The 23,943-nt window shown below is 71.8% G+C and carries 20 protein-coding genes; 4 read left to right on the top strand and 16 right to left on the bottom strand.

The features are described 5' to 3' along the window. Positions 1-10: 10 nt before the first annotated feature. From ACZ6C6_RS27680 to ACZ6C6_RS27640, 9 genes are all read right to left on the bottom strand, one after another. Positions 11-1,357 carry a cytochrome P450 gene (locus ACZ6C6_RS27680; protein WP_469206374.1) on the bottom strand — a complete coding sequence of 449 codons (1,347 nt, stop codon included), beginning with the start codon at positions 1,355-1,357 and terminating at the stop codon, positions 11-13. Then, positions 1,354-1,896, bottom strand: coding sequence for a flavin reductase family protein (locus tag ACZ6C6_RS27675; RefSeq protein WP_469206372.1), 543 nt, complete (start codon positions 1,894-1,896; stop codon positions 1,354-1,356). The genes ACZ6C6_RS27680 and ACZ6C6_RS27675 overlap by 4 nt, the downstream gene beginning before the upstream one ends. Beyond that, a complete protein-coding gene (locus ACZ6C6_RS27670; RefSeq protein WP_469206370.1) occupies positions 1,893-2,264 on the bottom strand; it encodes a hypothetical protein in 372 nt (123 codons plus the stop codon). The genes ACZ6C6_RS27675 and ACZ6C6_RS27670 overlap by 4 nt, the downstream gene beginning before the upstream one ends. Next, positions 2,257-8,127, bottom strand: coding sequence for a type I polyketide synthase (locus ACZ6C6_RS27665; protein WP_469206369.1), 5,871 nt, complete (start codon positions 8,125-8,127; stop codon positions 2,257-2,259). The genes ACZ6C6_RS27670 and ACZ6C6_RS27665 overlap by 8 nt, the downstream gene beginning before the upstream one ends. Further along, positions 8,124-9,149, bottom strand: coding sequence for an enediyne biosynthesis protein (locus ACZ6C6_RS27660; protein WP_469206367.1), 1,026 nt, complete (start codon positions 9,147-9,149; stop codon positions 8,124-8,126). The genes ACZ6C6_RS27665 and ACZ6C6_RS27660 overlap by 4 nt, the downstream gene beginning before the upstream one ends. Before the next feature lie 2 nt (positions 9,150-9,151). Beyond that, on the bottom strand, positions 9,152-11,077 hold the full coding sequence (locus tag ACZ6C6_RS27655) for an FG-GAP repeat domain-containing protein (protein ID WP_469206365.1): 1,926 nt from the start codon (positions 11,075-11,077) through the stop codon (positions 9,152-9,154). Further along, complete coding sequence (locus ACZ6C6_RS27650; protein WP_469206363.1) at positions 11,074-12,072, bottom strand: DUF1702 family protein; 999 nt, start codon at positions 12,070-12,072, stop codon at positions 11,074-11,076. The genes ACZ6C6_RS27655 and ACZ6C6_RS27650 overlap by 4 nt, the downstream gene beginning before the upstream one ends. Before the next feature lie 104 nt (positions 12,073-12,176). After that, on the bottom strand, positions 12,177-13,169 hold the full coding sequence (locus tag ACZ6C6_RS27645) for a DUF1702 family protein (RefSeq protein ID WP_469206548.1): 993 nt from the start codon (positions 13,167-13,169) through the stop codon (positions 12,177-12,179). Between the two features lie 112 nt (positions 13,170-13,281). Further along, positions 13,282-13,725, bottom strand: a complete 444-nt coding sequence (locus tag ACZ6C6_RS27640; protein ID WP_469206361.1) for a winged helix-turn-helix transcriptional regulator — start codon at positions 13,723-13,725, stop codon at positions 13,282-13,284. Between the two features lie 89 nt (positions 13,726-13,814). On the opposite strand from ACZ6C6_RS27640, the gene ACZ6C6_RS27635 reads away from it, so the two are divergent. Beyond that, a complete protein-coding gene (locus tag ACZ6C6_RS27635; protein ID WP_469206359.1) occupies positions 13,815-14,405 on the top strand; it encodes a TetR family transcriptional regulator in 591 nt (196 codons plus the stop codon). Here the strand turns inward: ACZ6C6_RS27635 and ACZ6C6_RS27630 are convergent. Continuing rightward, a complete protein-coding gene (locus tag ACZ6C6_RS27630) occupies positions 14,351-15,526 on the bottom strand; it encodes an IS701 family transposase (RefSeq protein ID WP_469206357.1) in 1,176 nt (391 codons plus the stop codon). The two genes, ACZ6C6_RS27635 and ACZ6C6_RS27630, sit on opposite strands and share 55 nt — an antisense overlap. A 228-nt stretch (positions 15,527-15,754) precedes the next feature. On the opposite strand from ACZ6C6_RS27630, the gene ACZ6C6_RS27625 reads away from it, so the two are divergent. Then, complete coding sequence (locus tag ACZ6C6_RS27625) at positions 15,755-16,342, top strand: TetR family transcriptional regulator (RefSeq protein ID WP_469206355.1); 588 nt, start codon at positions 15,755-15,757, stop codon at positions 16,340-16,342. 23 nt (positions 16,343-16,365) lie between these two features. On the opposite strand, the gene ACZ6C6_RS27620 is transcribed toward ACZ6C6_RS27625, so the two are convergent. Then, positions 16,366-17,319, bottom strand: a complete 954-nt coding sequence (locus tag ACZ6C6_RS27620; protein WP_469206353.1) for an NAD-dependent epimerase/dehydratase family protein — start codon at positions 17,317-17,319, stop codon at positions 16,366-16,368. Then, on the bottom strand, positions 17,316-17,948 hold the full coding sequence (locus ACZ6C6_RS27615; protein WP_469206351.1) for a ScbR family autoregulator-binding transcription factor: 633 nt from the start codon (positions 17,946-17,948) through the stop codon (positions 17,316-17,318). The genes ACZ6C6_RS27620 and ACZ6C6_RS27615 overlap by 4 nt, the downstream gene beginning before the upstream one ends. A 101-nt stretch (positions 17,949-18,049) precedes the next feature. Between ACZ6C6_RS27615 and ACZ6C6_RS27610 the strand changes: the two genes are divergently transcribed. Further along, positions 18,050-19,057, top strand: a complete 1,008-nt coding sequence (locus ACZ6C6_RS27610; protein WP_469206349.1) for a ScbA/BarX family gamma-butyrolactone biosynthesis protein — start codon at positions 18,050-18,052, stop codon at positions 19,055-19,057. A gap of 109 nt (positions 19,058-19,166) precedes the next feature. Next, positions 19,167-20,519, top strand: a complete 1,353-nt coding sequence (locus ACZ6C6_RS27605) for a hypothetical protein (protein WP_469206347.1) — start codon at positions 19,167-19,169, stop codon at positions 20,517-20,519. Here ACZ6C6_RS27605 and ACZ6C6_RS27600 read toward each other — a convergent pair. From ACZ6C6_RS27600 to ACZ6C6_RS27585, 4 genes are all read right to left on the bottom strand, one after another. Continuing rightward, complete coding sequence (locus tag ACZ6C6_RS27600) at positions 20,516-20,902, bottom strand: YciI family protein (RefSeq protein WP_469206345.1); 387 nt, start codon at positions 20,900-20,902, stop codon at positions 20,516-20,518. The two genes, ACZ6C6_RS27605 and ACZ6C6_RS27600, sit on opposite strands and share 4 nt — an antisense overlap. A gap of 126 nt (positions 20,903-21,028) precedes the next feature. Then, positions 21,029-22,186: an epoxide hydrolase family protein gene (locus ACZ6C6_RS27595; RefSeq protein WP_469206343.1), complete on the bottom strand. Its 1,158-nt coding sequence runs from the start codon at positions 22,184-22,186 to the stop codon at positions 21,029-21,031. 31 nt (positions 22,187-22,217) lie between these two features. Next, positions 22,218-23,561: an FAD-dependent oxidoreductase gene (locus ACZ6C6_RS27590; protein WP_469206546.1), complete on the bottom strand. Its 1,344-nt coding sequence runs from the start codon at positions 23,559-23,561 to the stop codon at positions 22,218-22,220. Between the two features lie 103 nt (positions 23,562-23,664). Beyond that, positions 23,665-23,931: a MoaD/ThiS family protein gene (locus ACZ6C6_RS27585; protein WP_469206341.1), complete on the bottom strand. Its 267-nt coding sequence runs from the start codon at positions 23,929-23,931 to the stop codon at positions 23,665-23,667. Positions 23,932-23,943 lie beyond the last annotated feature (12 nt).

Genomic DNA, 23,943 nt, shown 5'->3' with positions numbered 1-23,943 from the left:
ACCGGCGGCGTCAGCGGTTCCGGCCGACCGTCATCGGCAGCCCGTCCGCCATGCGCAGCGAGAGCATGGCCTCCGGGAGGGGCTTGTGCCCCGGGACGGAGTCGAGCGTCAGGTCCCGGGTGACCAGGGCCGTGACGAACACCGCCTCCATCATCCCGAGGTTGCTGCCCACGCAGTACCGCGGCCCGGCCCCGAACGGGATGTACGCGTAGCGCGGCCGGTGGGCGACCCGCTGGGGGTCGAACCGCTCCGGGTCGAACCGTTCGGGGTCCGTCCACAGCCCGGGGTGCCGGTGCAGGATGTACGGGCTGATCAGGACGTCCGCCCCGGCCGACACCTCGTATCCGCCGACGTCGTCCGCCTGCTGGGCGATGCGGGGCAGCACCCAGACCGGCGGGTAGAGGCGCATGACCTCCTGGATGACCATGGTGGTGTAGGACAGCCGGTGCAGGTCGTCCAGGACCGGGGCGCGGTCGCCCAGGATCTCCAGGGCCTCCTGGCGGACCTTCTCCCGTACCTCGGGGTGGCGGTCGAGCAGGTGGAAGGTCCATCCCAGGGTGCTGGCGGTCGTCTCGTGCCCGGCGAGCAGCAGGGTCACCAGCTCGTCGCGCAGCTGCTCCGGGGCGCCCTCGACGCTCTCCGCCTCGGCCGCCGCCAGGATCATCCTGGCCAGCGCGTCGTCGGGCGCCGCTCCCCCGCTCATCCGGCCGCGCCGGTCGGCGATCAGGGCATCCGCGATCCGGTGCAGTTCGCGGCGGGCGGTGCGGAACCGGCGCTGCCGGGGCAGCGGCAGCCACGCGGGCACCTTGTCCATCGTCACCATGTCGAACATGGCCTGGTCCTGCACCGCCTCGAAGGCGTGGGCCACTTCGCCGTAGCCGTCCAGGCCGGTGTCCAGGAGGGTGCGGCCGAGGACGCCCAGGGTCAGCTGGGTGACCATGTGCATGATGTTCACGGGGGCCGCGCCCTCGTGCTGGGCGAGGAGTGCGACGAACTTCTCCGCCTCCTCGGCCACGGTCTCGGCCTGCTGGGCGATCCGGGCCGGCTTGAAGGCCGGCTGGACGGTCCGCCGTTGCTTGCGCCAGACGGGGCCCTCGCTGGTCAGCAGGCCGTCGCCGAGGGCACGGCGGGCCTGCACCAGGCCGATGCCCTTGTGGTAGTTGTCGCTGTTGTCGGCCAGGACGTGTTTGGCGTAGTCGGGATGGTTGAAGATGTACAGCTTCTTCGGGCCGATGGCGACGCGGACCGCGTCGCCCAGGGCCGCCGCGTCCCGCATCAGGCCGAGGCGGTCCGTGGCGAGCTTGCGCAGCAGTCCCGGGAGCGCGGAGACCGGCGGTTCGGCCGGCCGGGCGGTCATGCCGCCTCGCGTTCTTCGGCCAGGCCCCGGAAGCGCCCGCCCCGGAAGACCATGGTGTCGGCGGCCGGGGCCTGCTTGCGCGCGGCGACGACCCGCCCGATGAAGATGGTGTGGTCACCGCCGTCGTGGACCTCCTGGCGCACGCACTCGAAGTGCGCGTCGGCCCCGGCGATCAGCGGGGCGTCGGTGGCCCGGCCCGGCTCCCAGCCGACCGTGGCGAACTGGCTGAGCCCCGCGGGCCGGGTGGGGTCCGCGAAGTGCCGGGCGATGTCCTCCTGCCCGGCCGCCAGTACGGAGACCGAGAAGTCCTCCGCGCCGGTGAGGCTGCCGTGCATGACGGCCTCCTTGCCGACGCAGACCAGCACGAGCGGGGGGTCGAGGGAGAGCGCGGTGAACGAGTTGGCGGTCATGCCCCGCCAGGCGCGGCCGCCGACGGTGACGACGGTCACCCCGGTGGCGAAGGCCCCGAAGGCGCCGCGCAGTTGGCGGGTGTCGGTGATGTCGACGTCCTCGGCGGTGCGGGTGGTTACCAGGCTCATGCGGAGCTCCCAGCCGGTGTCGAGAGGATGGACGGGCTGATCCTGGCGATGCGTTCCCGGCCGCGGGCGACCAGGATCTCCTCGCCGTGCGCCCCCTGCTTGTACTGGTGGTACGTCAGCTCCAGTTCTCCGGGCGCGGTGCCGGTGACCCGGACCCGGACGAGCACGGCGTCACCGGGCTCGGTCTCGGTCCGGGCCTCGCAGTCCATCTCGCGGGTGCCGAGGGGTTCGGCGGCGACCGCGGCCTGTGCCAGGGTCAGTTCGCGGCACTGCTGCTGGCGCAGGAGGCAGCCGAGGTAGGAGCCGTCGGCCTCGCTCTCGGCCTCCGTCCCGGTGGCCGTGAAGTGGTATTCGTACGTCTCACCCACGGCCCTCGACCCCCTTCCCCGGCCCCGCCAGGACGGCGAAGACGGCGGGTTCCAGCGAGGTGCGCAGCGCGGTGACGAAGGTGGCGATCTCCAGGTCCCCGCTCTTGAAGAGCACCCAGTTGTCCTTGGTCCGCGGGAGCAGGGACAGGGACGTGCTGGTGAGGTGTCCGGCCTTCTTCAGGCACTCCACCACGCTCCACACCCGGGTGGCCGCGGTGTCCGGGGCCTCGCCGGTCGTGCGCGCGACCAGGGCGGCCAACGGGGCGTGGTCGCCCAGGAGGTCCGTCCAGTCCTGCTGCGTGCGTACGCAGACCGGCTCGACGTCACACGCGACGGCGGTGTCGGACACGGTCGCCAGGGTGAGGTTCATGCCGTGGGCGGCGGACACGTGCTGCCCGGAAGCGAGTTCGGGCTTGCCGTCGGGCCGGTAGCGCAGCTTGGCGGGTGCGCCCAGCGCGCGCTGCACGGCGGTGAGGGTGGCGGCCCGGCGGCTCCGGGTCACCTTCTTGGTCCTGGTCGCCACCGCTCCGTGCCCGGGGGCGTCGGTGTCGTCGTCCGGGTCGGGTTCGACCACGACAGCGATGCTCGCCCCGAGGACGTCCTCCAGCGACCGTTCCAGGTAGGAACCGAGGAGCGCCGGCGGCCAGGGCCCCGAACCGTCGTTCTTGCGTACGGCGTGCAGGGTGAGCCCCTCCCACCGCTCGACCACGGTGCCGTCCGGGGTGCGTACGGCGATGTCGTAGATGTACGTGTCACCGTCCCGGGAACGTTCGGTGGCGCAGTAGCGCAGTTCGTCGGGGTCGCCGGGCAGCCCGTCGGCGGTCAGCGGCGTCAGGCGTTCGATGCCGGACGGCAGCAGGGTGGCGTCCGGGACACAGACCTGGTTGCCGTGCATGAGCGCGTCGCGCATGCCGGGGTCGGCGAGCAGCAGGGTCGCGGGGAGGTAGCCCGCGAACCAGCCGCCGGTGCCCGCCAGGGTGAGGTCGGCGTCGACGTCCCGGGCGGCGGCGCGGTGGTAGCGGCGCAGCCGCTGGAAGCGGGGGCCCTGGAAGAGCACGCTCCCGTACAGGTCGGCGTCCGGGTCGAGCGGCACCGGGTCGAGCGGCGCGGTGCTGACGTCGGGCAGTCCTTCCGCCGGCGGGGCCGTCGTGTAGACCACGCGGGCCCGGAAGTGCTCGGCGGCGTAACCGGTCTCCTTGGTGAAGACGGCGACGTCGACGGTGTCGGGTCCGGTGACGGTGGCGGCGATCCGGATGTGCGCGGAGCCGTCCGGCGGGACGACGATCGGCCGGGTGAACCGCACGTCCTCCAGGACGGGGGTGCCGGGCCGGCCGGTGACCGCGAAGGCGACCTGGGTCATGGCCTCCATGCCCATGACGGCGGGCATCAGCAGGTTGCCGTCGAGGTGGTGGTCGGCGAGGTAGGGGTCGGAACCGACGTTGAGTTCCGCCTCGGTGATCAGCTCGACACCGTGGTAGCGGATGAGCGGGGTGGCGGTGAACCGCAGCAGCGGCAGCGGCGGCTGGTGGCGGCGGACCGTGGAGACGCCTTCGGTGCGGCCGCTGACGACGGCGACGACGGGCGCGTCCGGGTCCGTGATGAGCCGGAGCAGGATCTCCACGCCCTGCTCGGGCGAGACGGGGGCGATGCCCTCGCGGGCCAGCGTCTCCACGACGGAGAGCTTCTCGCCCATGCCGACGCCGGACCAGACGGACCACTCCACGCACCGGGCCCGCAGCCCCGGGTGGTCCCGGGCAACGCTCTCGGTGAGGTCGGCCAGCCACTCGTTGGCGGTGGCGTAGTGCGCCTCGCCCCGCAGGCCGGCCCGGCCGATGATGCTGCCGAAGGTGACGAGGAGCTTGAGGTTCTCCGCGCCTACCGCGTCCAGGACGTGCCGGAGGCCGTCGACCTTGGGCGCGAAGGTGCGCCGGAGGTCGTCGCGCCGCAGCGCGGTCAGCGGGGCGGGTTCGTTGCGCCCCGCACCGTGCAGCAGACCGGTGACCGGGCCGAGGCGTCCGGTCAGCTCCGCGAGGGCCGCCCGGACCTGGGCGGGGTCGGTGACGTCCGCGCGCGCGTAGTGCACGGGCACGCCGCCGTCCGCCATCCGGGCGAGGTTCGCGGCGAGTTCGGCGTCCGCCTCCGCGTCGGACCGTCCCATGACGGCGAGGGCGGCCCCGGTGTCCCGGGCGATGGCGAGGGCGCACTCCGCGGAGATGCCCTTGCCGCCCCCGGTGACCAGAAGGACGTCGGAGGCGCCGATCGGCGGGTCGTTGCGCTCGGCGCGGACGGGCAGCGCCCGGAGCGTCGGCACCCGGCGCACGCCGTCCTCGCCGTAGTGGGCCTCGGAGAACCGGACGGCACCGCGGGTGGCGGCGACCTCCGCGAGGACCCGTTCCACCAGGTGCGCGCCGGGCGGCGTGTGCACGATGGTGACGCGGAGCCGGGGTTCCTCCTGGGCGAGGGTCTTGACGAGGGCGGCGGCGCCGCGCCCCGACTGGACGAGTACACAGCGCAGTTCGGCGTCCTGGGAGGCGACGGCGAGGGCCGTCTTCGCCCCGTCGAGCGCGTGCTGAAGGGCCTCCTCGGGGCACTGCTCGGGCAGCCGTATCAGGATGCCCGGCCCGTACGGGGACGCCTGGAGCGCGGTACGGATCTCCTCGGCCCCGGTGTCCCCGGCGTCCGCGAACAGCTGCCAGGTGCTGGTGCCCTCCCCGGTGCGCGGGGCGGCGGGCAGCGGCAGTTCCTCGGGCGCCACGGAGAAGGCGCGGGCCCAGGGCGCGGCACCGGTGACGACCGGGCCTGCCGCGTCCGGCGCGTCGGCCGTCGCGGCCAGCTCCTCAAGGGCCTCGGCGAGGAGCCGTACGGAGGCGGTCGCGAAGTTGGTGGGCATCCGGGCGGCGGCGACGCCCAGCTGGGTGGCCGCCTGGTTGACGATCTGGCCGACCGTGATGGAGCTGAGGTGCAGGTCGTCCAGGAGGCTGGTCTCGGGTCCGACGAGCTCGACCGGGAGTTCGGCGCGCTCGGCCACCAGGGCGGTGAGCACCTCCAGGACGGACCGGCCGGCGTCGGCGCCGCCCTCGCCCGCCGCGCCGGTGTCCTCCGCCGGGGCGGCCGGGGCGACGGCGGGCAGGTCCAGGAGGGGGGCCTGCTCGCAGGGGCTGGACAGGAAGGTGCGCGGGGCGCCGATCTCCAGCGGTCGGGTGAGCCGGTGCCGGAACAGGCGCTCGTGGGCGACGGGCGCCCCGCTCACCCAGGCGGCCGCCACGACGCGGAGCAGCGAGCGGACGGACTCGTCGTCGGTGTTCAGGGCGACGGCGGGGACGCCCGTGGCGTTGCCGGCCAGCGCGGAGAGCACTCGGCCGGGGCCGACCTCGATGAACAGGTCGGTGTCACCGGCCGCCCGGGCCACGGCCTGGGAGAACCGGACGGGGGCGGTGATCTGACGGCGGAGCAGGTCCGGGACGGAGGTGTCCGGGGTGAGTTCGTCGCCGGTGACCGTGGAGATCACGCGGCGTCCGGGGGCCGGGTGGGCCCGGTCGTCCAGCCAGGTGCCGAAGGACTCGGCGGCGGGGGCGACCAGGGGCGAGTGGAAGGCGTGCGAGACCGGCAGCCGGGTGCAGGGGACGCCCTCCTCGGCGGCACGGGCGGCCAGCGCGTCGACGCCGTCGACCGGTCCCGCGACGACGGTCTGGGCCGGGCCGTTGTAGCCGGCGACGACGACGGGGAGGCCCTGGGCGAGGCGTTCGGCGGTCTCGGGTCCGGCGGCCAGGGAGGCCATGGTGCCCGAGGCGCTGTGGTCGGCCATGGCCTGTCCGCGTACCCGGGCCGTCTCCAGGAGCTGGGCGGCGGTCAGGGAGCCCGCCCAGTGCAGGGCGGATATCTCGCCGAGGCTGTGGCCGACCGCGAGGCCGGCCTCGATGCCGAGGGAGTCCAGGACCTTCAGCCCGGCCAGCGAGCCGGTGGCGATGCGCGGCTGGGCCGTCTCGGTGGCCGTCATGTCGCCCGTGGTGGGCAGGGCGGCGGTGGCATACGCCTCGGCGGCCTCCTGGAAGCGGCGGGCGAGGGCTCCGCCGGTGGTGCTGGTGCCCGATCCCTGGCCGGGGAAGAGGAAGCCGATGCGGGGCTCGTCGGCGGCGTGGCCCAGGAAGGTGTTCCCGTCCGCCGCGAAGGCTGTTTCGCGTCCGTCGCGCTGGTCGACGGCGGCGATCAGGCGGCGCAGCTGCCGTTCGGCGTCCTCGGGTGAGGTGACGACGGCGGCGGCCCGCCAGGGCAGGTCCCGCAGTTCGCGCTGGAGGAGGGCGGCGAGGTCGGTGATCTGGCCGTAGGAGAGCCGGATCGTCTCGTCGGCGGCCCGGGTGAGGCGTTCGCGCAGTTCGCCGGGGGAGTCCGCGTCGAAGAGCAGGACCTCGGCGTCCTGGAGCGCCCCGGCGAGGTCGAGTGAGCGGCGGGCGAGCGGCTTGCGCTGCTGCGGCTCGGGCTTGTCGAGGACGATGTGGGTGTTGATGCCGCCGAAGCCCATCGCGGTGACTCCGGCGCGCAGCGGGGCGTCCTCGGGCCAGGGTTCGGCCGCGCGCAGCGCCCGCAGGTTGGCGTCCTCGGCGGTGAGCAGGTCGTGCGGGTCGCTGCAGCCGATGGTGGGCGGAAGCATGCGGGCGTCGATGGCGAGCGCCGCCTTGATCAGGCCGGCGACGCCGGCGGCGGCCTTGGTGTGGCCGATCATGCCCTTGATGGAGGTGATGACCGCCGAGCCGGGATCGGCGCCCGCCCGGGCGCGGAATTCACCGAGCGAGGTGAGTTCGGTGGCGTCGCCGACCTCGGTGCCGGTGCCGTGGCCCTCGAAGAGGGGCACGGTCTCGATGCCGAAGCCGGCCTGTTCGTAGGCGCGCCGCAGGGCGAGCTGGTAGCCGCTGACCTCCGGGCGGGTGATGCCGCCCTGGCCGTCGGAGGAGATGCCCCAGCCGGCGATGGTGGCGTAGATGCGGTGGCCGCCGGCGAGCGCGTCCTCCTCCCGCATGAGGACGACCATGCCGCACCCCTCGCCGGGCCAGAAGCCGTTGGAGCCCTGGTCGTAGAGGCGCATCTCGCCGCGTGCGAGGGCACCGGTCTTGGCGAAGCCGATGACCTCGAACGGGTCGATGGACAGGTCGACGCCGCCTGCGACGGCGATGTCCGTGACGCCGCTGAGCAGGGAGGCACTGGCGGTCGTGACGGCCAGCAGGGACGAGGAGCAGGCGCCGTCGACGGTGTATCCGCCGCCGTTGAGGTCGAAGTGGTTACAGATGCGCCCGGCGATGGTGTTGGCGAGGCCCCCGGCGAGGGTGTCCTCGTCGGTGGGCGGGAACGGCCGCTTGTAGTCCTCCTCCATTCCGGCGGCGAACTCGGCGATCCGTTCGTCCTCCCAGCCGAGGTCCTTGAGCGCCCCGGTCAGCACCCGTCGTACGTACGGCCAGCGCAGGCGCATCACGTTGGCGCGGGAGAACTCGCCGGTGAGGGTGTTGCCGATGACGACGCCGGTGGTCTCGCGGGGCAGCCCGGCCGCGTCGGGGAAGCCGGCGTCGGCGAGGGCGCGGCCCGCGGTGTCCAGGGCCAGCCAGTGGGTGAGGTCGGTGGACCGGTAGGTGCTGCCGGCGGTCCGGTGGGCGACGCGGTCGAACTCGTAGTTCTCCAGGAGCGCCGCCGTACGGGAGTAGAAGCGGTCGGGGACGGTGGGGTCGGGGTCGTAGTAGTCCTCCAGGCGCATCCGCTCGTCCGGGAGCCTGCGGAAGGCGCGGCGGCCGGCGACGGCGTTGTCCCACAGCTCGCGGGGGGAGGAGGCGTCCGGGTACCGGCACGCCATGCCGACGATGGCGATCCTGTTGCTCATGCGGGCACCGACTCCTTCTGTTCTCCCGGCGCGACGCCGTCGAGGGACGCGGCAGCGGGTGCGGGGCGCAGGGCGATGACCTCGGACCCGCCCTTCGGCTGCGCGGCGGTGTTCCGGTCGGCGGTGTAGTGGATCCACCACAGGTAGCCGCCGCGGATCAGGCAGACGAGCGCGGTGGCGAAGAAGATGCCGTAGGCGATGTGCAGGGCCGTCAGAAGGCCGTACATCGCGGCGACTCCGCCGCCGAAGGCGATCTGCGCGGTCCGCTTGGACGGCGAGGTGCCCGGGTCCGTGATCATGTAGTTGGTGAAGAGGACGAAGGCGGTGCCGGTCATCATGCCCAGGGCCGCCGGAATGGAGGTCCCGAAGATCAGGCCGCGCACGATGGCCTGGAGGGCGAACCCGCCGACCCAGGCGGCGATCAGCGGCATGCGGTTGGTGAGCTTGGCGTTGAGCATGGTGCCGAGCACGATGATGATGCCGGGCAGGACCCAGTCGGCGGGCCCGTAGAGGTACTCGGTGAAGTGGTACGGCGGGGCGATGCTGGCCCACGGGAAGAGCATCAGGATGACCGCGATGCCGAAGTTCGACGGGTTCATGAAGTGGCGCATCCGGCCGCGCAGCGGCGCGCGCAGCACCCATTTGGTGCCGACGGCGACGATCACGCCGAAGACCATGACCCAGATCCGGTCGTTGACGTACGTCAGCATGTTCACGGCGAGGCCGGTGATGTGCGAGGGGAGCAGGAACTGCATCAGTCCGCGCGGGCCGCCGCCGAGGAAACGGGCCTTGCGGCCCTCGACCCGGGCGCTGACGGCCTCCAGGGCGATCTCCACGAGGTACGCCGTGGCGAGGGCGACGAACGGCCAGGTCCATGCCTGCTCGAAGCCGAGGACGGTGTAGCCGAGAATGTTGAGCACCGAGATCGAGATGGCGAACCTGGTCAGCGCCTTGATGACCTTGGCGTCGTGCCGGGGCGCGCCCTGTGCGTTGATCGGGGTGGGAGTCTGCTGGTCGGTCATGGTCACTTCTCCTTGGCCGTGACGCCGAGCTGGAGGCAGTGCCAGCCGGGGTTCAGCGATACGTCCTGGTGGTGTACCTGTCCGGAGCGGTCGCGCCAGACGAGGTCGACCTGGAGCGGTCCGTCCGGCTGGTCGCCGAGTCCGATGTGGATGTCGCTGCTGCGGCGTCCGGAGTGCCCGCCGCCGCCGTCGACCCGGCCGACGCGCACGCTGCCGTCGGAGCGGGTGACCGTGGCCTGGGCGCCGACGACGGGCGAGCCGTTAGCGTCGACCAGCTTGAGCCCGAGGTAGTCGCCGGGGTTCTTGCTGGTGTTGCTGTAGAAGACGGGTTCGCCCCACTGGCGGGCGACGGCCATGTCGAGCCGGCCGTCCCCGTCGACGTCACCGGTCGCGACGCCCCGGGTGGGCACCGGCACGGCGAGGCCGAGCGCGGGGGCCAGGTCGGCGTAGGAGCCGTCCTTGCCCTTGGAGAACAGGTGGAGTGTCTGGTCGCCGGCCAGGTCGTCGCCCTCGCGCAGGTTGGGCCACCACATCGGGTGGCGCACCAGGGCGTCGTTGGCGGTGGCGAGCTCCTGGAGCTGGGGCCAGCGGTTGGTCTTGCCCTTGACGAAGCCGGTGGCCTGCGCGATCTCCAGGTCGCCGTTGTTGTCGAAGTCGCCGGTCTTGACGTCCCAGCCCCAGCCGGACCATGCCAGGTTGAGCGGGGCGCTGTGGTCGGTGAAGGGGGCGACGCCGTCGCGCAGCTTGGCGCGTACGTCCTTCTGGTCGCGGGCGGAGTCGATGAACGCGAAGTTCGACTCCTGGATGCCGAACGACGTGGTGATGTTCGAGACGAACGCGTCGTACAGGCCGTCGTTGTCGAGGTCGCCGAAGTCGATGCCCATGCCCTTGAAGGAGCTGCGGCCCATCTGCTTGGACTTCGGGATGGTCGCGCTGTACGCGGACTTCACCTCGGCGAACCGGATCCTGCCCGGGGTGGAGGTGTTGTAGAGCAGCGCGGAGGTGCCGAAGTCGTGGCCGAGGTACAGCTCGGGGAGCTGGTCGCCGTCGAGGTCGTTGGCGGAGGCGGCCAGGGTCCAGCCGTGGCTGATGCCGGAGGGGATGGCGCCCTTGACCTCGCTGTAGCCGTTCTCGGTCCAGCGGAAGATGTGGGAGCCGCCGCCGTTCTGGGCGTGGGACAGCGAGTCGTTCATGGTGACCCCGCCGTCCTTGGACGGGTCGAGGACGGGACTGTCCGGGAAGTAGTTCCCGATCAGGATGTCGTTGTGGCCGTCTCCGTCGAAGTCCGCGACGGCGGCGGTGTTGGAGTTCCACAGCGGGCCGTTGTACGTGGTGCCACCGGCGCCGGGGACGAGTTCGACGGGGGTGAAGCTGTCGGGGCTCATCTTCGTGAGGTCCTGGCCGGCGCCCCGCTGCGCCTGGAAGATCACCGGCGTACGGCCCCAGTAGGTGACCAGGAGGTCGGTGGCGCCGTCCTCGTTGAAGTCGCCGGGGGTGCAGCCCATGGGGGCCATGGTCTTGCTGGTCGGCAGCGGGGACGGGTCCAGGACGAACGGCTCGTAGGCGGGGCTGGTGCGGTTCGGGGAGGGGGCGGGCGTCACGACGACCTGGTCGATGCGCGGGTCGGTGACGCACAGGTCGTTGGGCAGGGTGTCGCCGTCGATGTCGTTCATGGCGATGCCGGCGCCGACGGACGAGATCCAGGCGTCGATGTGCTCGTACGCCTTGTTGACCTTGCGGATGGTCTGCTGCTTGTAGCCGGCGGGCATCGCGATGGACTGGGCCTTGAAGGTGAAGTGCGAGGCCATGGCACTCTTGTCGGCCGCGCTGGAGACGGGCAGGCGCACCGCGTAGAAGGTGCCCACCATCAGGGCGAGGGCGAGAACGCCGGGTGCCTGCTTCCGCAACCAGATCCGTGGGTGGGTCATGAGAGGGCATCTTTCTGCGCGAGGGGAAGGGCGGTGAGCCGGCCGGCGATCTGCTGCCGCCAGGTCTCGTAGGCGGGTTCGCCGGACGGTCCGGTGGTCCGGGCGTCCTGGCCGGGCATGAGGCCGGTGCAGAGCCGGGCCGCCTCGGCGGGGGTCCGGTCGCAGAGCACGCGTGCGGCGAGGTGGGTGTGGGCGATGGTCAGACCGGCCTTCTCCCGGGCCTCGGCGGCGAAGGCGGCGCCTTGGGCGAGCTGGGGGCGGTGCGGGCCGGACTGCTCTGCGAAGCGCCGGAGTTCGTCCTCGCCGACGCTGCCCGCGTAGGTGGCGGCGAGGCCGGCCCCGGCGTACATGTCCGCGTGCCGGTGCTCGGCGTAGGAGCGGATGAGTCCGGTGACGACGTCGGGGTCGGTGCCGCCGACGAACCACAGGGCCCGTCCGATGCCCTGGTCGATCGCCCGCAGGCTGTAGTCCGCCGGGCCGCCCGCCCAGGCGAAGGGGTGGACGCGGTCCGGGTCGCGCACATAGGCGTCGGTACGGAAGTACGCCTGGTGGAAGCCGTAGCCGTCCAGGATCAGCCAGCGCAGCAGCGGATCGGTGCGGGTCACGTCCGGCCACAGGAAGCGGGGGAGCCGGGCCATCGCCCAGCCGATGCCGACGTACACCATGTAGATGTGGTGCTGTCCCTGCCCGGCCAGGAGTCCGTCGAGCCGCTTGGTGCTGCCGGCGAGCGAGTCGAGCATGACGGCACCCATGCCGGCGCCCTCGTACGCGAATCCGCGGTACTGCTCGTCGATGGTTTCGAGGCGTTCCTCGGCCTCGGCGGACGACCGCGCCTCGACCACGTACGCGTAACCGTCGAGGAACGTTTTGCCGATCATTTCCAGCTGGTTCTTCGACGCCGCATCCTTCACGTGGAATCCGCGAACGTCCATTCTGGTGGCCGATACATTCGGCGTGAGAATCCTGCGCCTCGCCGCGCGAAGAATTTTTGACACGTGGAGACCGTCCCTCGTCGTCATTTCTGCGATCGCATCTGATGTCTTCGACTTTCCGGAAGAAAATGCCTTCCGCAGTCGTCCGGTGTCTACTCCGTGAATGCTCAGCCGACGTTCACGGGGAGTTTTCCGCGCACCGATTCCCGCCACAGCTCATAGGCGGGCAGCGTGCCGTCGCCGGATTCCACCGCGCAGTCGTCGGCGAGCGCCGCGGCGTCCTCCACGGACAGGCCCGCGAGTTCGCGTACGGCGATACGGGTGTGCTCGGGGACCACACCGGAGTGGTGCCGGGCCTTGCCGGCGAAGACCGAGCCCTGCGCCACCTGCGGCGCGTGCTCCCCGGCCAGCCGGCGCAGGGCGGCCAGGTCCCCGGCGTTGGAGGAGCCGGCGAAGGTGGCCGCGAGTCCGACGCCGCTCCACAGGTCGGCGTGGCGCGCGGAGGCGAAGCGGCGGACGGCGGCGTCCACGTGCGCGGTGTGCGCGCCGTGGATGAACCACAGCGCGCGGCCGATGCCCTGGTCCACCGCGCGCGCGAAGTAGTCGGCGTCGCCCTGCCAGGGGTAGGCGGTGGGGACGTGCTGCGCGTCGATGTGCCGGGCGGTGTCGAAGTACGCCTTGTCGAAGCCGTATCCGTCCACGGCGAGCCAGCTCATCTGCGGGTAGAGCGGGGGTCCTTCGGCGCTGTCGGTGAGGTCGGGGAGGACCTTCTTCCACAGCGGCCGCGGCAGCCGGGCCATGGCGAACCCGATGCCGATGTAGTTCAGGAAGATGTGCGGGGCGCCGGGGCCCCGCAGCAGGTCGAGGGTCCGGTGGCCCTTTCCCGGGCCCATCGCGTCGCGCACGACGCAGGCCATGGTCGCGCCCTCGTAGGCGAAGCCCTGGAGCTCCGGGTCGACCAGGGCGAGGTGGCGCTCGGTCTCCTTCGGGTCGCCGGCCTCGATGGCCCACTCGAATCCGCAGACGACCGCCTGCGGAATGGCCTCCAGCGCGCGTGTCTGCGCCGTCTCCTCGACGGGAAAACCCCGTCGGGCGAAGGTCACTTCGTCCAGGGACGGCGCCATGAGAATCCGGCGCAGTGCTCCCACAGCCGTCACGATCTGCCTCCTTCGGACCGCCACGGGAGGCGGTGGAGGCTTCATGGTGGGCGGGGCGCCGGGGGCGGGCATCTTCCGCTGTGCGCTGTTGACCGGGCAGCCGGAATGTCCGGGCTCAGCGGGTCCGGCGGACCGCCACCTCGTCGGTGTGCACCTCGCGGTCGCAGTCCGTGCACCGCAACTGGGCATGGACCGATCCGTCGCAGCCCAGGTGTTCGGCGGTACGCGGGGGCCCGTCGGCGAGGTGGAGGTTGCGGTCCCCCCACTGCATCAGCGCGATGACGGGCTTGGCGAGGTCGCGGCCCTTCGGGGTGAGCACGTATTCGTAACGGACGGGCTTCTCCTGATAGAGCACCTTCTCCATCAGACCGTGCTCGACCAGCCTCCCCAGCCGGTTGGCCAGCACGTTCCGAGCAATTCCGAGGTTGCCCAGGAATCCGTCGAACCGTTTGATACCGAGGAACGCCGAACGAGCGATGAGGAGGGTCCACCGTTCGCCTATCACTTCAAGCGAGCGGGCGACGTTGCAATCCTGTCCTTCATAGGTGTTCTTCAACATCCACCCACCGTAGGGACCGAGTGAGTCTCTTGAAAACACCAAGGTGGTGAAGTGTGCACGAGCGATCCGTCCGGACCCGGGAAGCCATTTTGAGCGGAGCCGCCGAGGTATTCGGAGAAAAGGGGTATCTGGGCACACGACTGGAGGACGTCGCGGCGCGGCGGAAGCTGAGCAAGGGGGCCGTGTACTTCCATTTCGCGTCGAAGACCGACCTCGCGAAGGCCGTCATCGCACGGCAGTACGACCTGGTGCCCCGGCTGATCGGCCGGCTGCGCCCGTTCTTCCCCGGGGCGGCCGGCCTGCTGACCGCGCTCGCCCAGGAGGTCGCGCGGCTGCTGGCCGACGACCCGGAGGTGCGCGGGAGCTTCCGGCTGCTGGCCGAACGCGGGCTCATCGACGTGTCGGTCGACGATCCGTTCGCCGCCTGGTCGGCGGCCGTGGAGGACGTCGTGCTGGAGGCGGAACGGCAGGGCACGGTCCCGGCCGGTACGCGCAGCGCGGCCGTGGCGGGGCTCGTCGTCTCCGCGCTGGTGGGGCTGCACCACATGGGCGAGGGGGCCGGCCGCCGCGGAGTGCCGGGCGACTGGCCGGCGCTGCTGGGCGCGCTGCTCGCCCTGGACTCCCCCTACGAGGCCCGCACCAGCGCCGGGACGTCCGCGCCCAGCCGGGCGTGCATGTAGGCGGCGGACATCAACGCCATGTGGTGGTGCCAGCCCGGATACGAGCGGCCCTCGAAGTCGGCCATCCCGTAGTCCTGCTCCAGCCGTTCCAGGGTCTGCGTGGAGCGGGTCCGCAGCCGGGTGAGCCGCAGTACGTCGTCCAGCCGCCGGCCGACCATGTTGGTGAGCCAGAGCAGCTGCGGGCCCGTGCCGCGCGCGGGACCCGCGATGAGCCGGTACGCGCGGGCGGCCGCCGGGTCCGCGACGGGTCCCGGGAGCCGTACGAGCGCGGTACGGAAGGTCAGCGGGCGGCCGCCTCCGTCCCGGATCGTGTGCGAGCCCACCAGGTGCTGGTCGCGCGCGGCCTCGAAGAGGTCGGCGGCCGGTGTCGCGAGGGGCGCGGCGCTGTCGCAGGGCCGCACGCGCAGGTGGCGGTCGGGGACGACCGGGAAGCGGGCGGGCACCCCGACGAGGAAGTCCCGGTGGCTCCTGCTCAGTCCGCGGATCAGCGACGTACCGGGGCAGTGGCTGCTGAGGTCGGCCACGAAGGGCACCTCGCCGAGCCGGGACCGCTCCCCCATGGCCCGGACGAGTTCGAGGGCGCACGTCTCCAGGCCGCGCGCGTCGACGTCCTGGGGGATGCGGGTGCGGCTCCGGCGCGCCGGGTCCTCGGTCCAGAGCCGGGGCAGCAGCAGCCGCCAGCCGACCGGCAGCGCGTCGTCGTCCGTGACCAGGAAGGCGCCGATGCCGACCTGGCAGTTGACGGACCGTCCGGTGCTCGGCACGAAGCGGCGGTGGACCCCGCACGAGTGCTCACCGCGCTTGCGGACCACGGCGACGTCGATGGTCCAGGCGCGCGGCACGGTGTGCTCCTCGGCCCACCGCATCAGCTCCCCGTACGCCGGTTCCCACGGCCAGGGGCTGGCGTTGACGAACTGGTGCAGCGACTGCGCGGTGGACGTCGATCCGGCCAGCGACTCGGCGAGCCTGCGGACCGACTTCTTGCCGGGTGTGGCCAGGAGGGCGCCGAGGTAGGCGTGGGCCCAGCGGCGCTGGTCCACCCGGGGGAGGTGGCCGAAGACGACTTCGGTGAAGTCGAAGGCCGAGACCGGGCCGGGGCGCGGCGGGAGGGACGTGAGCACAGTGCGACTCCCTGTCGGCAGGGTGACTGGACCCGCAAAAGAATAGCGGACGTCCTCTTTTTTTCCTCCCGCCCGTACGGCCTCGGTTCCACTTCGCCACGTCGGAACCGGGTCCGGTGTGATACCGCGCCCGAACTGTCGCACTTTGCCAACTCCCCCTTGTTAAGCCTCCGTTGCGCCGTGATCGTGACCGCGTATTGGATACGGCAGGACAGATCCGGAGTGACTATGGCCAAGCGGGTCAAGGCCCTGCGCACACGAGCCCTCCTCGTGGAGGCGGCAGCTTCGACGTTCGTCGGGGACGGCTTCCACGGCACATCGCTGGCGCAGGTGGTCGAGAAGTCGGGCATGACGATGGGGGCGCTGACCTACCACTTCGCCAGCAAGGACGATCTGGCGGACGCGATCGAGGAGGAGGGCACCGAGGTGACGCGCTCGATGGTGCGCACCTTCGCGGCGCAGACGACGCCGCCGCTCACCCGGCTGGCCGACCTGTTGCTGGGGCTGGCCCGGCTCCTGGAGGAGGACCCCCTCGTCCGGTGCGCGGTCCGGCTGTCACGGGAGCGGTCGACCGCCCCGTGGTCCCGGCTCTGGCTGCCCCTGGTGACGACGCTGGTGGACGAGGCCTGCAAGCAGGGCCAAGTGCGTGCGGCGGCTCGGCCCGACGACGTCACCGAACTGATCAGGCTGCTGCTGCACGGCACGGAGCTCGGCCCGGACACGCAGCGCAAGGACGCGCTGGCGAAGCTGCGGGGGGCCTGGCAGGTGGCGCTGGGCGGCATCACCGCCGAACCCGAGCCGGCGGTGCCGGCCTGAGACCCGGCCCGTCGGCCCCCGGGTCAGGCGGGCAGCTTCCGGTACCAGTCGGCGGCGGCCGCGACGGCCGCCAGCGGCCCGGGCCCGGGATCGCAGTGCGCGACGTCCCAGATCTCCTCGCTCCGGTACCAGTGGTCGCGCGCCAGCAGCTCGAACTGCCGCTCGCTGACGGACCCGGGGGCCGCGCGCAGCCGCTCCAGGCAGCCGGGCCAGTCGAGTTCGCCGCGCTGGGCGGGCAGTACGGCGTGTGCCGCGAGGGTGTCCATCAGGTCCCCGTTGCGGACGGGCAGCGGGTGGGAGGCGTGGTGGACGCCCCCGGCGGCCTGCCCGCACTCCGGCGACAGGGCGAGTGCGGCGATCAGCCGGGCGAGGTCGTCCACGGCCACCGCGGACAGCAGCCCCCGGCCGCCGTCCCACCGCGACGGCACCCTGCGTACGAGCTCCGCCAGGGCCGGGACGACCCAGCGGTCTCCGCGCCCCAGGACGAGGCCCGGCCTGAGCACGAACGCGCCGGCCTCACGTGCGGGGCGCTCGGCGAGGAGCCTGCTGCGACTGGCGGCGGAGACCGGCGCGGGCACGATCCCGTCCACGTCGATGCCCCGGTGCGGCCCGCGGCCGTAGACCGCGGCGGTCGACAGATGCACGATGCGCCGCACCCCGGCCCGGACGGCCTCCGCCATCACCGCCGTCGTCCCGCCTGCGTTGACCGCCTCGCAACGGGCCGCGTCCGGGCCCAGCGCGGAGGCCAGGTGCAGGAGCACGTCGGCGCCCTCGCAGACACCCCGCAGCGAGTCCGGGTCGGTGAGCTCGGCGGACACCCACTCGTCGGCCGCGGAGGCCGGCCCCTCCGGACGCGGGCCGCGACCGACCGCGCGGAGCACGATCCCGGACGCGACGCGGTGGTGGACGAGTTCGCCCAGGACCGCACCGCCGATGAAGCCGGTGGCCCCGGTGAGCACGACCCGTGCGGGGCTCACCCCCGCGGCTCCGCCCACTCCGGCCGCACGCTGAGCCGGGCGATCGCCTCGGGGGTGGCGATCCCGGGGAGGAGATACCGCCAGAGCGAGGCGATGCGCTCGATGAGGTCGACGGACCCGGTGGCGACCTTCGAGTACAGCTGGGTGCCGCTGTACGCGCCCACCAGGACCTGGGCGAACTCCCGCTCGTCCACGTCGGGAAGGAGTTCGTCCTCCTCGCGTGCCTCGACGAGGATCGCGTGGAACTGGTCGGCCCAGCCCTGGTAGGCGCTGGCGTCCTGGATTCCGATCTCTCCCTGTTCCACGGCGAGCCGGACGCCCGCACGGAAGAGAACGTTCCGCTGGAGCTCCCTCGCCAGATAGAAGTTGACGTCCAGGAGCCGTTGCAGCCCCCGGCCCTCGTCGGGTATCTGCACGAAGGTGCCCTGCGCGTGCATGACCTCCTGCGCGATGGCCTGCTTCGTCTTGAAGTGGAAATAGAGAGCGCCCTGGGTCACACCGGCCTTGGCACTGATCCTGGCGACGCTCGCGGCATGGTAACCGCTCTCCTCGAACACCTCGGCTGCCGCACGAACAATCAAGTCCCTTGTCCTGATTGCTCGTTCCTGCTTCGGATCCCTTGTCGCCACCACACGCGCCCCTCTTGGAAAAATACCGAGCAACCGTTATTTTATCAGCCTGCTCCACATCCCTAGAAGGTTGCATCCAGCCCACCCCGCTAGGAGTCACAATGCTGACTGAGCACGTGGACACAACCGCTCGACATGGCCTGACCACGACTGTGGCAAAAGAGTATGTGCATCGAGCGGCTCTCGCCGAGGTCTTCCTGACCGGATGGCAGCGCACCGGGCCGGATGCCTTCACCCTCACCGCGCAGTGGCCCCGCAGCCACAGCTTCTACTCCGTCAGCCAGGCGCTCTACGACCCGATGCTGCTGTGCGAGACCATCCGCCAGACGTTCCCGCTCCTGATGCACGCGGCGTACGAGGTCCCGTTCGGCTACCAGCTCAGCTGGAAGGACTTCCGGTACACGGCCGACCCCGAGGCCATGCGGGTCACCGGCACCCCGGCCGAGATCGAACTGCGGGTGTGGTGCCACGAGATCAGACGCGTCCGCGGACTGCCCTCGGCCCTGGCGATGCGGTTCGAGATCAGCCGCGGTGACGCCCTCCTGGCCGTGGCGAGCACCCGTATCGGGTGCAGCTCCCCCGCCGTCTACCGGAAGGTCCGCGCAGGGCGGGGCGGTGCCATGCCGGAGCCGGTCGCCGCCGAGCGGCGCAGGCCCCTGGCCCCCCACACCGTGGACCGCCGCTTCGCCGCCGACGTCGTCCTCGCCGAGCCGGCCCGTCCGGCTGCCGGCGGCCCGCCCGGCTCCGTGGAGTGGCAACTCCTCCTCGACCCCACCCACCCCGTCCTCTTCGACCACCCGGTCGACCACGCGCCCGGCATGGTCCTCTTCGAGGCGGTGCAGCAGGCGGTCCTCGCGCTCGGCGATCAGCCTGACATGAGCATGCCTGTATCGATGGACATGGCCTTCCACCGCTACGTCGAATTCGACAGCCCCTGCACCATCACCGCCGAACCGGCCGCTCCTGAGGCCGCCGGGACGCGCCGCGCCTTCCGGGTCAGCGGTCTCCAGAACGGAACGTGCGCCTTCGAGGCGACCGTCGAGGCCGAAACGGTCCACCCGCTCCCCGCCCCCGGTCTCCGGTCCGGGGCGGTCGCCGGCACGGCCTGATCCACCCCGTACGACGCACCCCCCGCCACTGACCGCCGGTCCGCCGGCGGTCAGGACGGAGCCCAGGAGACCTGATGCACGTGCACGGCAGCCCGTTCGAGGCGGCGCGGTGAGCCTTTCCGACCCGGCCGAGCTGAACGTCGCCTTCGAGCTCGAACTGGGACGCCGTGCACCCTTCACCATGCTCGGGGACTGGGTGCTCCTCTCCGGGGCCTCGTCGGAGGCGCGCGCGCTGTGGTGGGCGCTGTCGTCGCACCTGAACGTGAAGCGCAACGACGCCGAGGTGTGGCCGGGGCTGGTGACCCTGGCCCGGCTGCTCCACCTCAAGAAGCCCGAGCACGTCGCCCGATACCTCCTCGAACTCGAGGTCATCGAGGCGGTGACCGTGAAGAGGGTGGAGACGGGCCTCAAGCGCCGGCACCGTTACGTCATCCACCAGACCCCGTCCGCCGGATACGCGGGCCCCCGCTCGATGGGCGAGTGGTACGCCCTCAACCGGGGGCCGCAATCCGAGACGGACGAGCAGCGGCGGCTCCGCGAGACGGAGTTCGACCGCTGGCTGGAGGCCGTCCGGAAGGGGCTCAAGGAGCACTGCGCGCGGGTCGCGGCCGAGCGCACCCGGGCCCGCCGGGACAGGGAACGGCCTCCCCCGCTGACCGCGTTCCGCGCCCCGGCCATCGAGGATTTCCGTACCCCCCTGGGAGGGGGTACGGAGCAGTCGGCACAGCCGTCCGACCTCGGGCGCGTACCCCCCTCCGAGGGGGTACGCGCCCCTGCGCGAAGGGGTTCCGTACCCCCTCCGGGAGGGGTGGAAGAAGACGAAGGTGAAGCAGACCAACATCAACGAGACCGCGATGCGCCTGCGGCGCGCAGCGCCGGTGACGGCCGTAGGCCAACTCACCGTAGTAGGGCCGCGAAACCGCGTCCGGCCCTCACCGGGGAGCGGTCCTTCCGGATGAGCGCGGAGCAGAGCCGCGCGGTGCGCACGGTGGAGGCGGCCTTCCCTTCCGAGCTCAGGGCAGGGCTGCCGGGCTACCGTCCGAAGGTGCTGCGCGACGCGATTCTCGCCGCGCTCAAGTGGCGGGCGGCCGAGGAGATCGCCGAGCGGGTAGGCCGCCGCTGGTACACCTGGGGCTTCTGCGACGACGCGGCGCACGGCCGGCTGGAGCGTCCCGTGGGCATCGCGGTCCGCCTCGTCGGCGACGGGGACTGCGGGGCGCCGCGCTGCGAGGACGGGGTGGACATCGACACCGGCAGGGCGTGCCCGCGCTGCTCGGAGCGCCGCTCCCACCCGTCGGCCCGCCCCGTGAAGGCCCCGCCGGAGCCCCCCGCCGCGACGGCGCGGCCGGGCACGATGTGGGAATGCCGCCGGCCGGACTGCCGGACCCCCGTCAAGGGCCCGCGCCCCGCCGACCAGCTGTGCCCGTCCTGCGCGGCGGAACACGGGCACGGGCCGGACTAGTCGTTCGTCACCCGGCGCACCTCGACCGGCTGCTGCGTGGGGACGCCGCCGGGGCCGGGGACGGCGGAGATGCGGGCCGCGATCTCCAGGGCGCGGGCCTCGGAGGCGACGTCGAAGATGTTGAAGCCGGCGAGGTGCGCCTTGGCCTTGGGGTCAGGGCTGTCGGCCACCTTCGGTGCCGCCACCCCGTCCGCGCGCACGATCTTGGTGAGCTGGGGGTCGGCGAGCGCGGTGAACTGGATCATCTCGCCGCTCTCGGTGAGTTCCTTGGTCAGGACCTCGTAGTACTGGAAGTGCGCAGCGATGTCGCTGGGGTCCCACTCGTCCATGGGCTGCTCGAAGACGCCGCCGTCGTGGTTGACCATCAGCATGAACTTCGGCATGGAAACTCCTCGTGTCGTGGTGGTGCGCCGGTGCACTTTCTCACCCCGGGGTCGGAGCGGGCGAGCCGTTCCCGACATCCCCCGGGAAAACGTCGAGAATCTTTTCGGCGGGGGCCCGGACCCGGGTCAGCGCAGCTTGCGGGCGAACTCCCGTACGTCCTGCACGAACGGTCCGGGCTGTTCCAGGGCGGCGAAGTGGCCTCCCCGGTCGTGCTCCGTCCAGTGCGCGAGGGTCGGCAGGATGCGCTCGGCGAAGCTGCGGACAGGCCGGACGATGTCCCCGGCGAAGTACGTCACACCGACCGGCATGGTGAGCGGCCACGGACCGGCCCAGGTCTCCAGGAAGTCCTCGACGGTGCGGTTGGACTCGTAGTACAGCTGGGCGCTGGTCCCGGCGGACGCGGTGAGCCAGTACACCGAGGCCACGGCCAGCAACTGGTCCCGCTCCACCGCCTCCTCGGGGGCGTCCTTCGAGGACGTCCACTCCTTGTACTTCTCCGCGATCCAGGCCAGCTGGCCCACCGGTGAGTCGGTGAGCGCGTACGCGAGGGTCTGCGGGCGGGTGGACTGGATCTTCCGCCATCCCGTGCCGTCCTCCTCGAAGGCGACCGCGTGCGCGAGCCGTGCCGCGTCGGTCTCGCTGAGGCCGGCCATCGCGGCGGGGTCCTCCGGCGGGATCGTCACCAGCATGTTCACGTGCACCCCGGCGACGTGCTCCGGGTCGGCGAGGCCGAGGTGCAGGGAGATGGAGGAGCCCCAGTCTCCGCCCTGGGCGATGTACCGGTCGTAGCCCAGGGACGCCATGAGCTGTGCCCATGCCCGCGCGACCCGCTTCACCCCCCAGCCGGCTTCGGCGGGCGCGCCGGAGAATCCGTAGCCGGGCAGGGACGGGATGACCACGTGGAAGGCGTCGCCCGGGTCCCCGCCGTGGGCGGCCGGGTCGGTCAGCGGCCCGATGACGTCGAGGAACTCGGTCACCGAACCGGGCCAGCCGTGGGTGAGGATCAGCGGTACCGCCGCCGGTTCGGGCGAACGCACGTGGAGGAAGTGCACGTCGACGCCGTCGATCTCGGTGACGTACTGGGGCACCTGGTTCAGCCGGTCCTCGACGGCGCGCCAGTCGAACTTGGTGCGCCAGTGGTCCGCCAGGTCCTTCAGGTATTCCAGGGGGACACCGCGGTCCCACTGGACGCCGGGCAGTTCGGCCGGCCACCGCGCGTCGGCGATCCGGCGGTCCAGGTCGTCCAGGGCGGCCTGAGGAATGTCTATGCGGAACGGGCGCATGGTTTCACCTTTCATCGGCCACGGGCCGATATCACGAGGCCGGTCTCAGGGAATGCCGGAGCACCCGGAGAAGAATGCGGGGGCGCATGAGCGCCTGGGGAGGATCGATGAGTCCTGCCGCCCTGATGAAGGCGTTGGATATCTCGGCATCGTGCTCCGCCGCTTTCTGGAGCCGCGCCACGTAGGCGTTCACCAGGCGGGTCTTCACCGTGCGCCTTCCCGCGACGCCGGGGAATCCGAGATCGGATCCTGCAGACATCTCCCAGGGCGCGTCGACGTCCTGGGAGATGTCGCGGAAGAAGGAGAGCGGCTGCGGTGGAACACCGTTTCGCAGGTGCCGGAGCAGGGTCAGCGATTCCAGGGCGGACACGGTCATGCCCTGGGCGTAGATCGGGTTGAAACTGCAGAAGGCGTCGCCCATGACGAGCAGCCGCTCGGGGAATGCGGCAAGTCCTTCGTAATGGCGGCGCACACTGGCCGGGAATCGGAAGGTCACCGGATCGTCCAGGGGTTCCGCCGTACGAATGGCCTCGTAAATCTCCGGGACCGGAAGGGATTTCGCGAAGGCGAGGAAGCCCTCCGGGTCGGTCGGCGGATGGTCCCCCAGCATTCCGGTCAGGGAGAGTTCGAAGCGGTTTCCGTCGCCGGGCAGCCGGTAGAAGAACGCGCCGCGCGGGTGTGCCGGGGTGGGCGCGGGGATGATCGCGAGGTCGGTACCCAGCGGGTCCTCGGCCAGCTGGTAGTGGCGCGTCGTGTAGGCCAGGTCGACCTTGACGTGCTCCTCGCGGGGGGCCGCGTACCCCAGCTCGCGCAGCCATGCCGGGGTGCGCGAGCCGCGCCCGGTGGTGTCGATCACCAGGTCGGCGTGGAGGGTCCGCTCGACACCGCCGGGGGTCCGGGGCTGGACGCGGGCGCCGGTGACGCGGGCGCGGTCGGGGCTGGTCTCCAGGCCAGTGATGTCGTGGCCGTCCAGGAAGGTGATGTGGGGGATCTTCCGGACGCGCTCGCGCACGTGGTATTCGAGCACCGGTCTGGTCGCCGGGACGCAGAGGAGCCCCGAGTGCCCCGGGCGCATCCGGCGGCCGTTGAAGCACCACCGGTTGTCGCCGTTGAAGTCGCCGGAGGTGATGCCGGCGGCCGTCAGCTCGTCCGTGAGGCCGGGGAAGTGCGCCTCCAGAATCTGCTGGCCCCTGGCCACCAGGCCGTGGGCGTGGCGGGCGTGCGGAACCCCGCGACGGTACTCCACGGTGCTCGGGAGTTCGTCGCGTTCCACGATCGTCACGTCTGTGAAGAATTCCGCGAGGACCCGGGCGGCGAGCATTCCCGCCATACTCCCGCCCAGGACGACCGCACGATCTCCGACGAGGCTGGTCACCACCAGCGCCTCCTCAATTCATAGGTGTCACTGCGATGTTCGAATGGTCGTCCTCAGCAGTTCGGGCGGCATCTTCCCATGTGCGCTGAATGGCTTCTACGGTTCAGCCGCCGGCCATCGGAGGGATCAGGACGACGGTGCTTCCCTCGGGCACCTCGGTGGTGGCCCGGGATGTGCGTGGTATGAGCGTGTCACCCACGCACATATTGATATAGCCGGCGGGTTCGCGGTCGGTACCGAGAAGCCGGCGTGCGTAGGAAGGGTGGTCGGCGACGAATCGCTTGATGACCTCGTGCAGCAGCCCGGCGGGCACTTCGAACTCCGTTTGCCCGTCGGCGGCCCAAACCGAGGGAAGAACGACCTTCACCATGGAATCCTCCTT

The organism is Streptomyces sp. NPDC041814 (assembly GCF_055590565.1).
Note: the sequence above shows the minus strand (reverse complement) of the source record. Positions and strands in the feature narration are given on the sequence as shown.

What these genes read in the sequence shown, in the direction of transcription:
- ACZ6C6_RS27680 (WP_469206374.1), bottom strand. Translation starts at nt 1,357, where the DNA reads ATGACCGCCCGGCCGGCCGAACCGCCGGTCTCCGCGCTCCCGGGACTG.
- ACZ6C6_RS27675 (WP_469206372.1), bottom strand. Translation starts at nt 1,896, where the DNA reads ATGAGCCTGGTAACCACCCGCACCGCCGAGGACGTCGACATCACCGAC.
- ACZ6C6_RS27665 (WP_469206369.1), bottom strand. Translation starts at nt 8,127, where the DNA reads ATGAGCAACAGGATCGCCATCGTCGGCATGGCGTGCCGGTACCCGGAC.
- ACZ6C6_RS27660 (WP_469206367.1), bottom strand. Translation starts at nt 9,149, where the DNA reads ATGACCGACCAGCAGACTCCCACCCCGATCAACGCACAGGGCGCGCCC.
- ACZ6C6_RS27655 (WP_469206365.1), bottom strand. Translation starts at nt 11,077, where the DNA reads ATGACCCACCCACGGATCTGGTTGCGGAAGCAGGCACCCGGCGTTCTC.
- ACZ6C6_RS27640 (WP_469206361.1), bottom strand. Translation starts at nt 13,725, where the DNA reads ATGTTGAAGAACACCTATGAAGGACAGGATTGCAACGTCGCCCGCTCG.
- ACZ6C6_RS27625 (WP_469206355.1), top strand. Translation starts at nt 15,755, where the DNA reads ATGGCCAAGCGGGTCAAGGCCCTGCGCACACGAGCCCTCCTCGTGGAG.
- ACZ6C6_RS27610 (WP_469206349.1), top strand. Translation starts at nt 18,050, where the DNA reads ATGCTGACTGAGCACGTGGACACAACCGCTCGACATGGCCTGACCACG.
- ACZ6C6_RS27600 (WP_469206345.1), bottom strand. Translation starts at nt 20,902, where the DNA reads ATGCCGAAGTTCATGCTGATGGTCAACCACGACGGCGGCGTCTTCGAG.
- ACZ6C6_RS27595 (WP_469206343.1), bottom strand. Translation starts at nt 22,186, where the DNA reads ATGCGCCCGTTCCGCATAGACATTCCTCAGGCCGCCCTGGACGACCTG.
- ACZ6C6_RS27585 (WP_469206341.1), bottom strand. Translation starts at nt 23,931, where the DNA reads ATGGTGAAGGTCGTTCTTCCCTCGGTTTGGGCCGCCGACGGGCAAACG.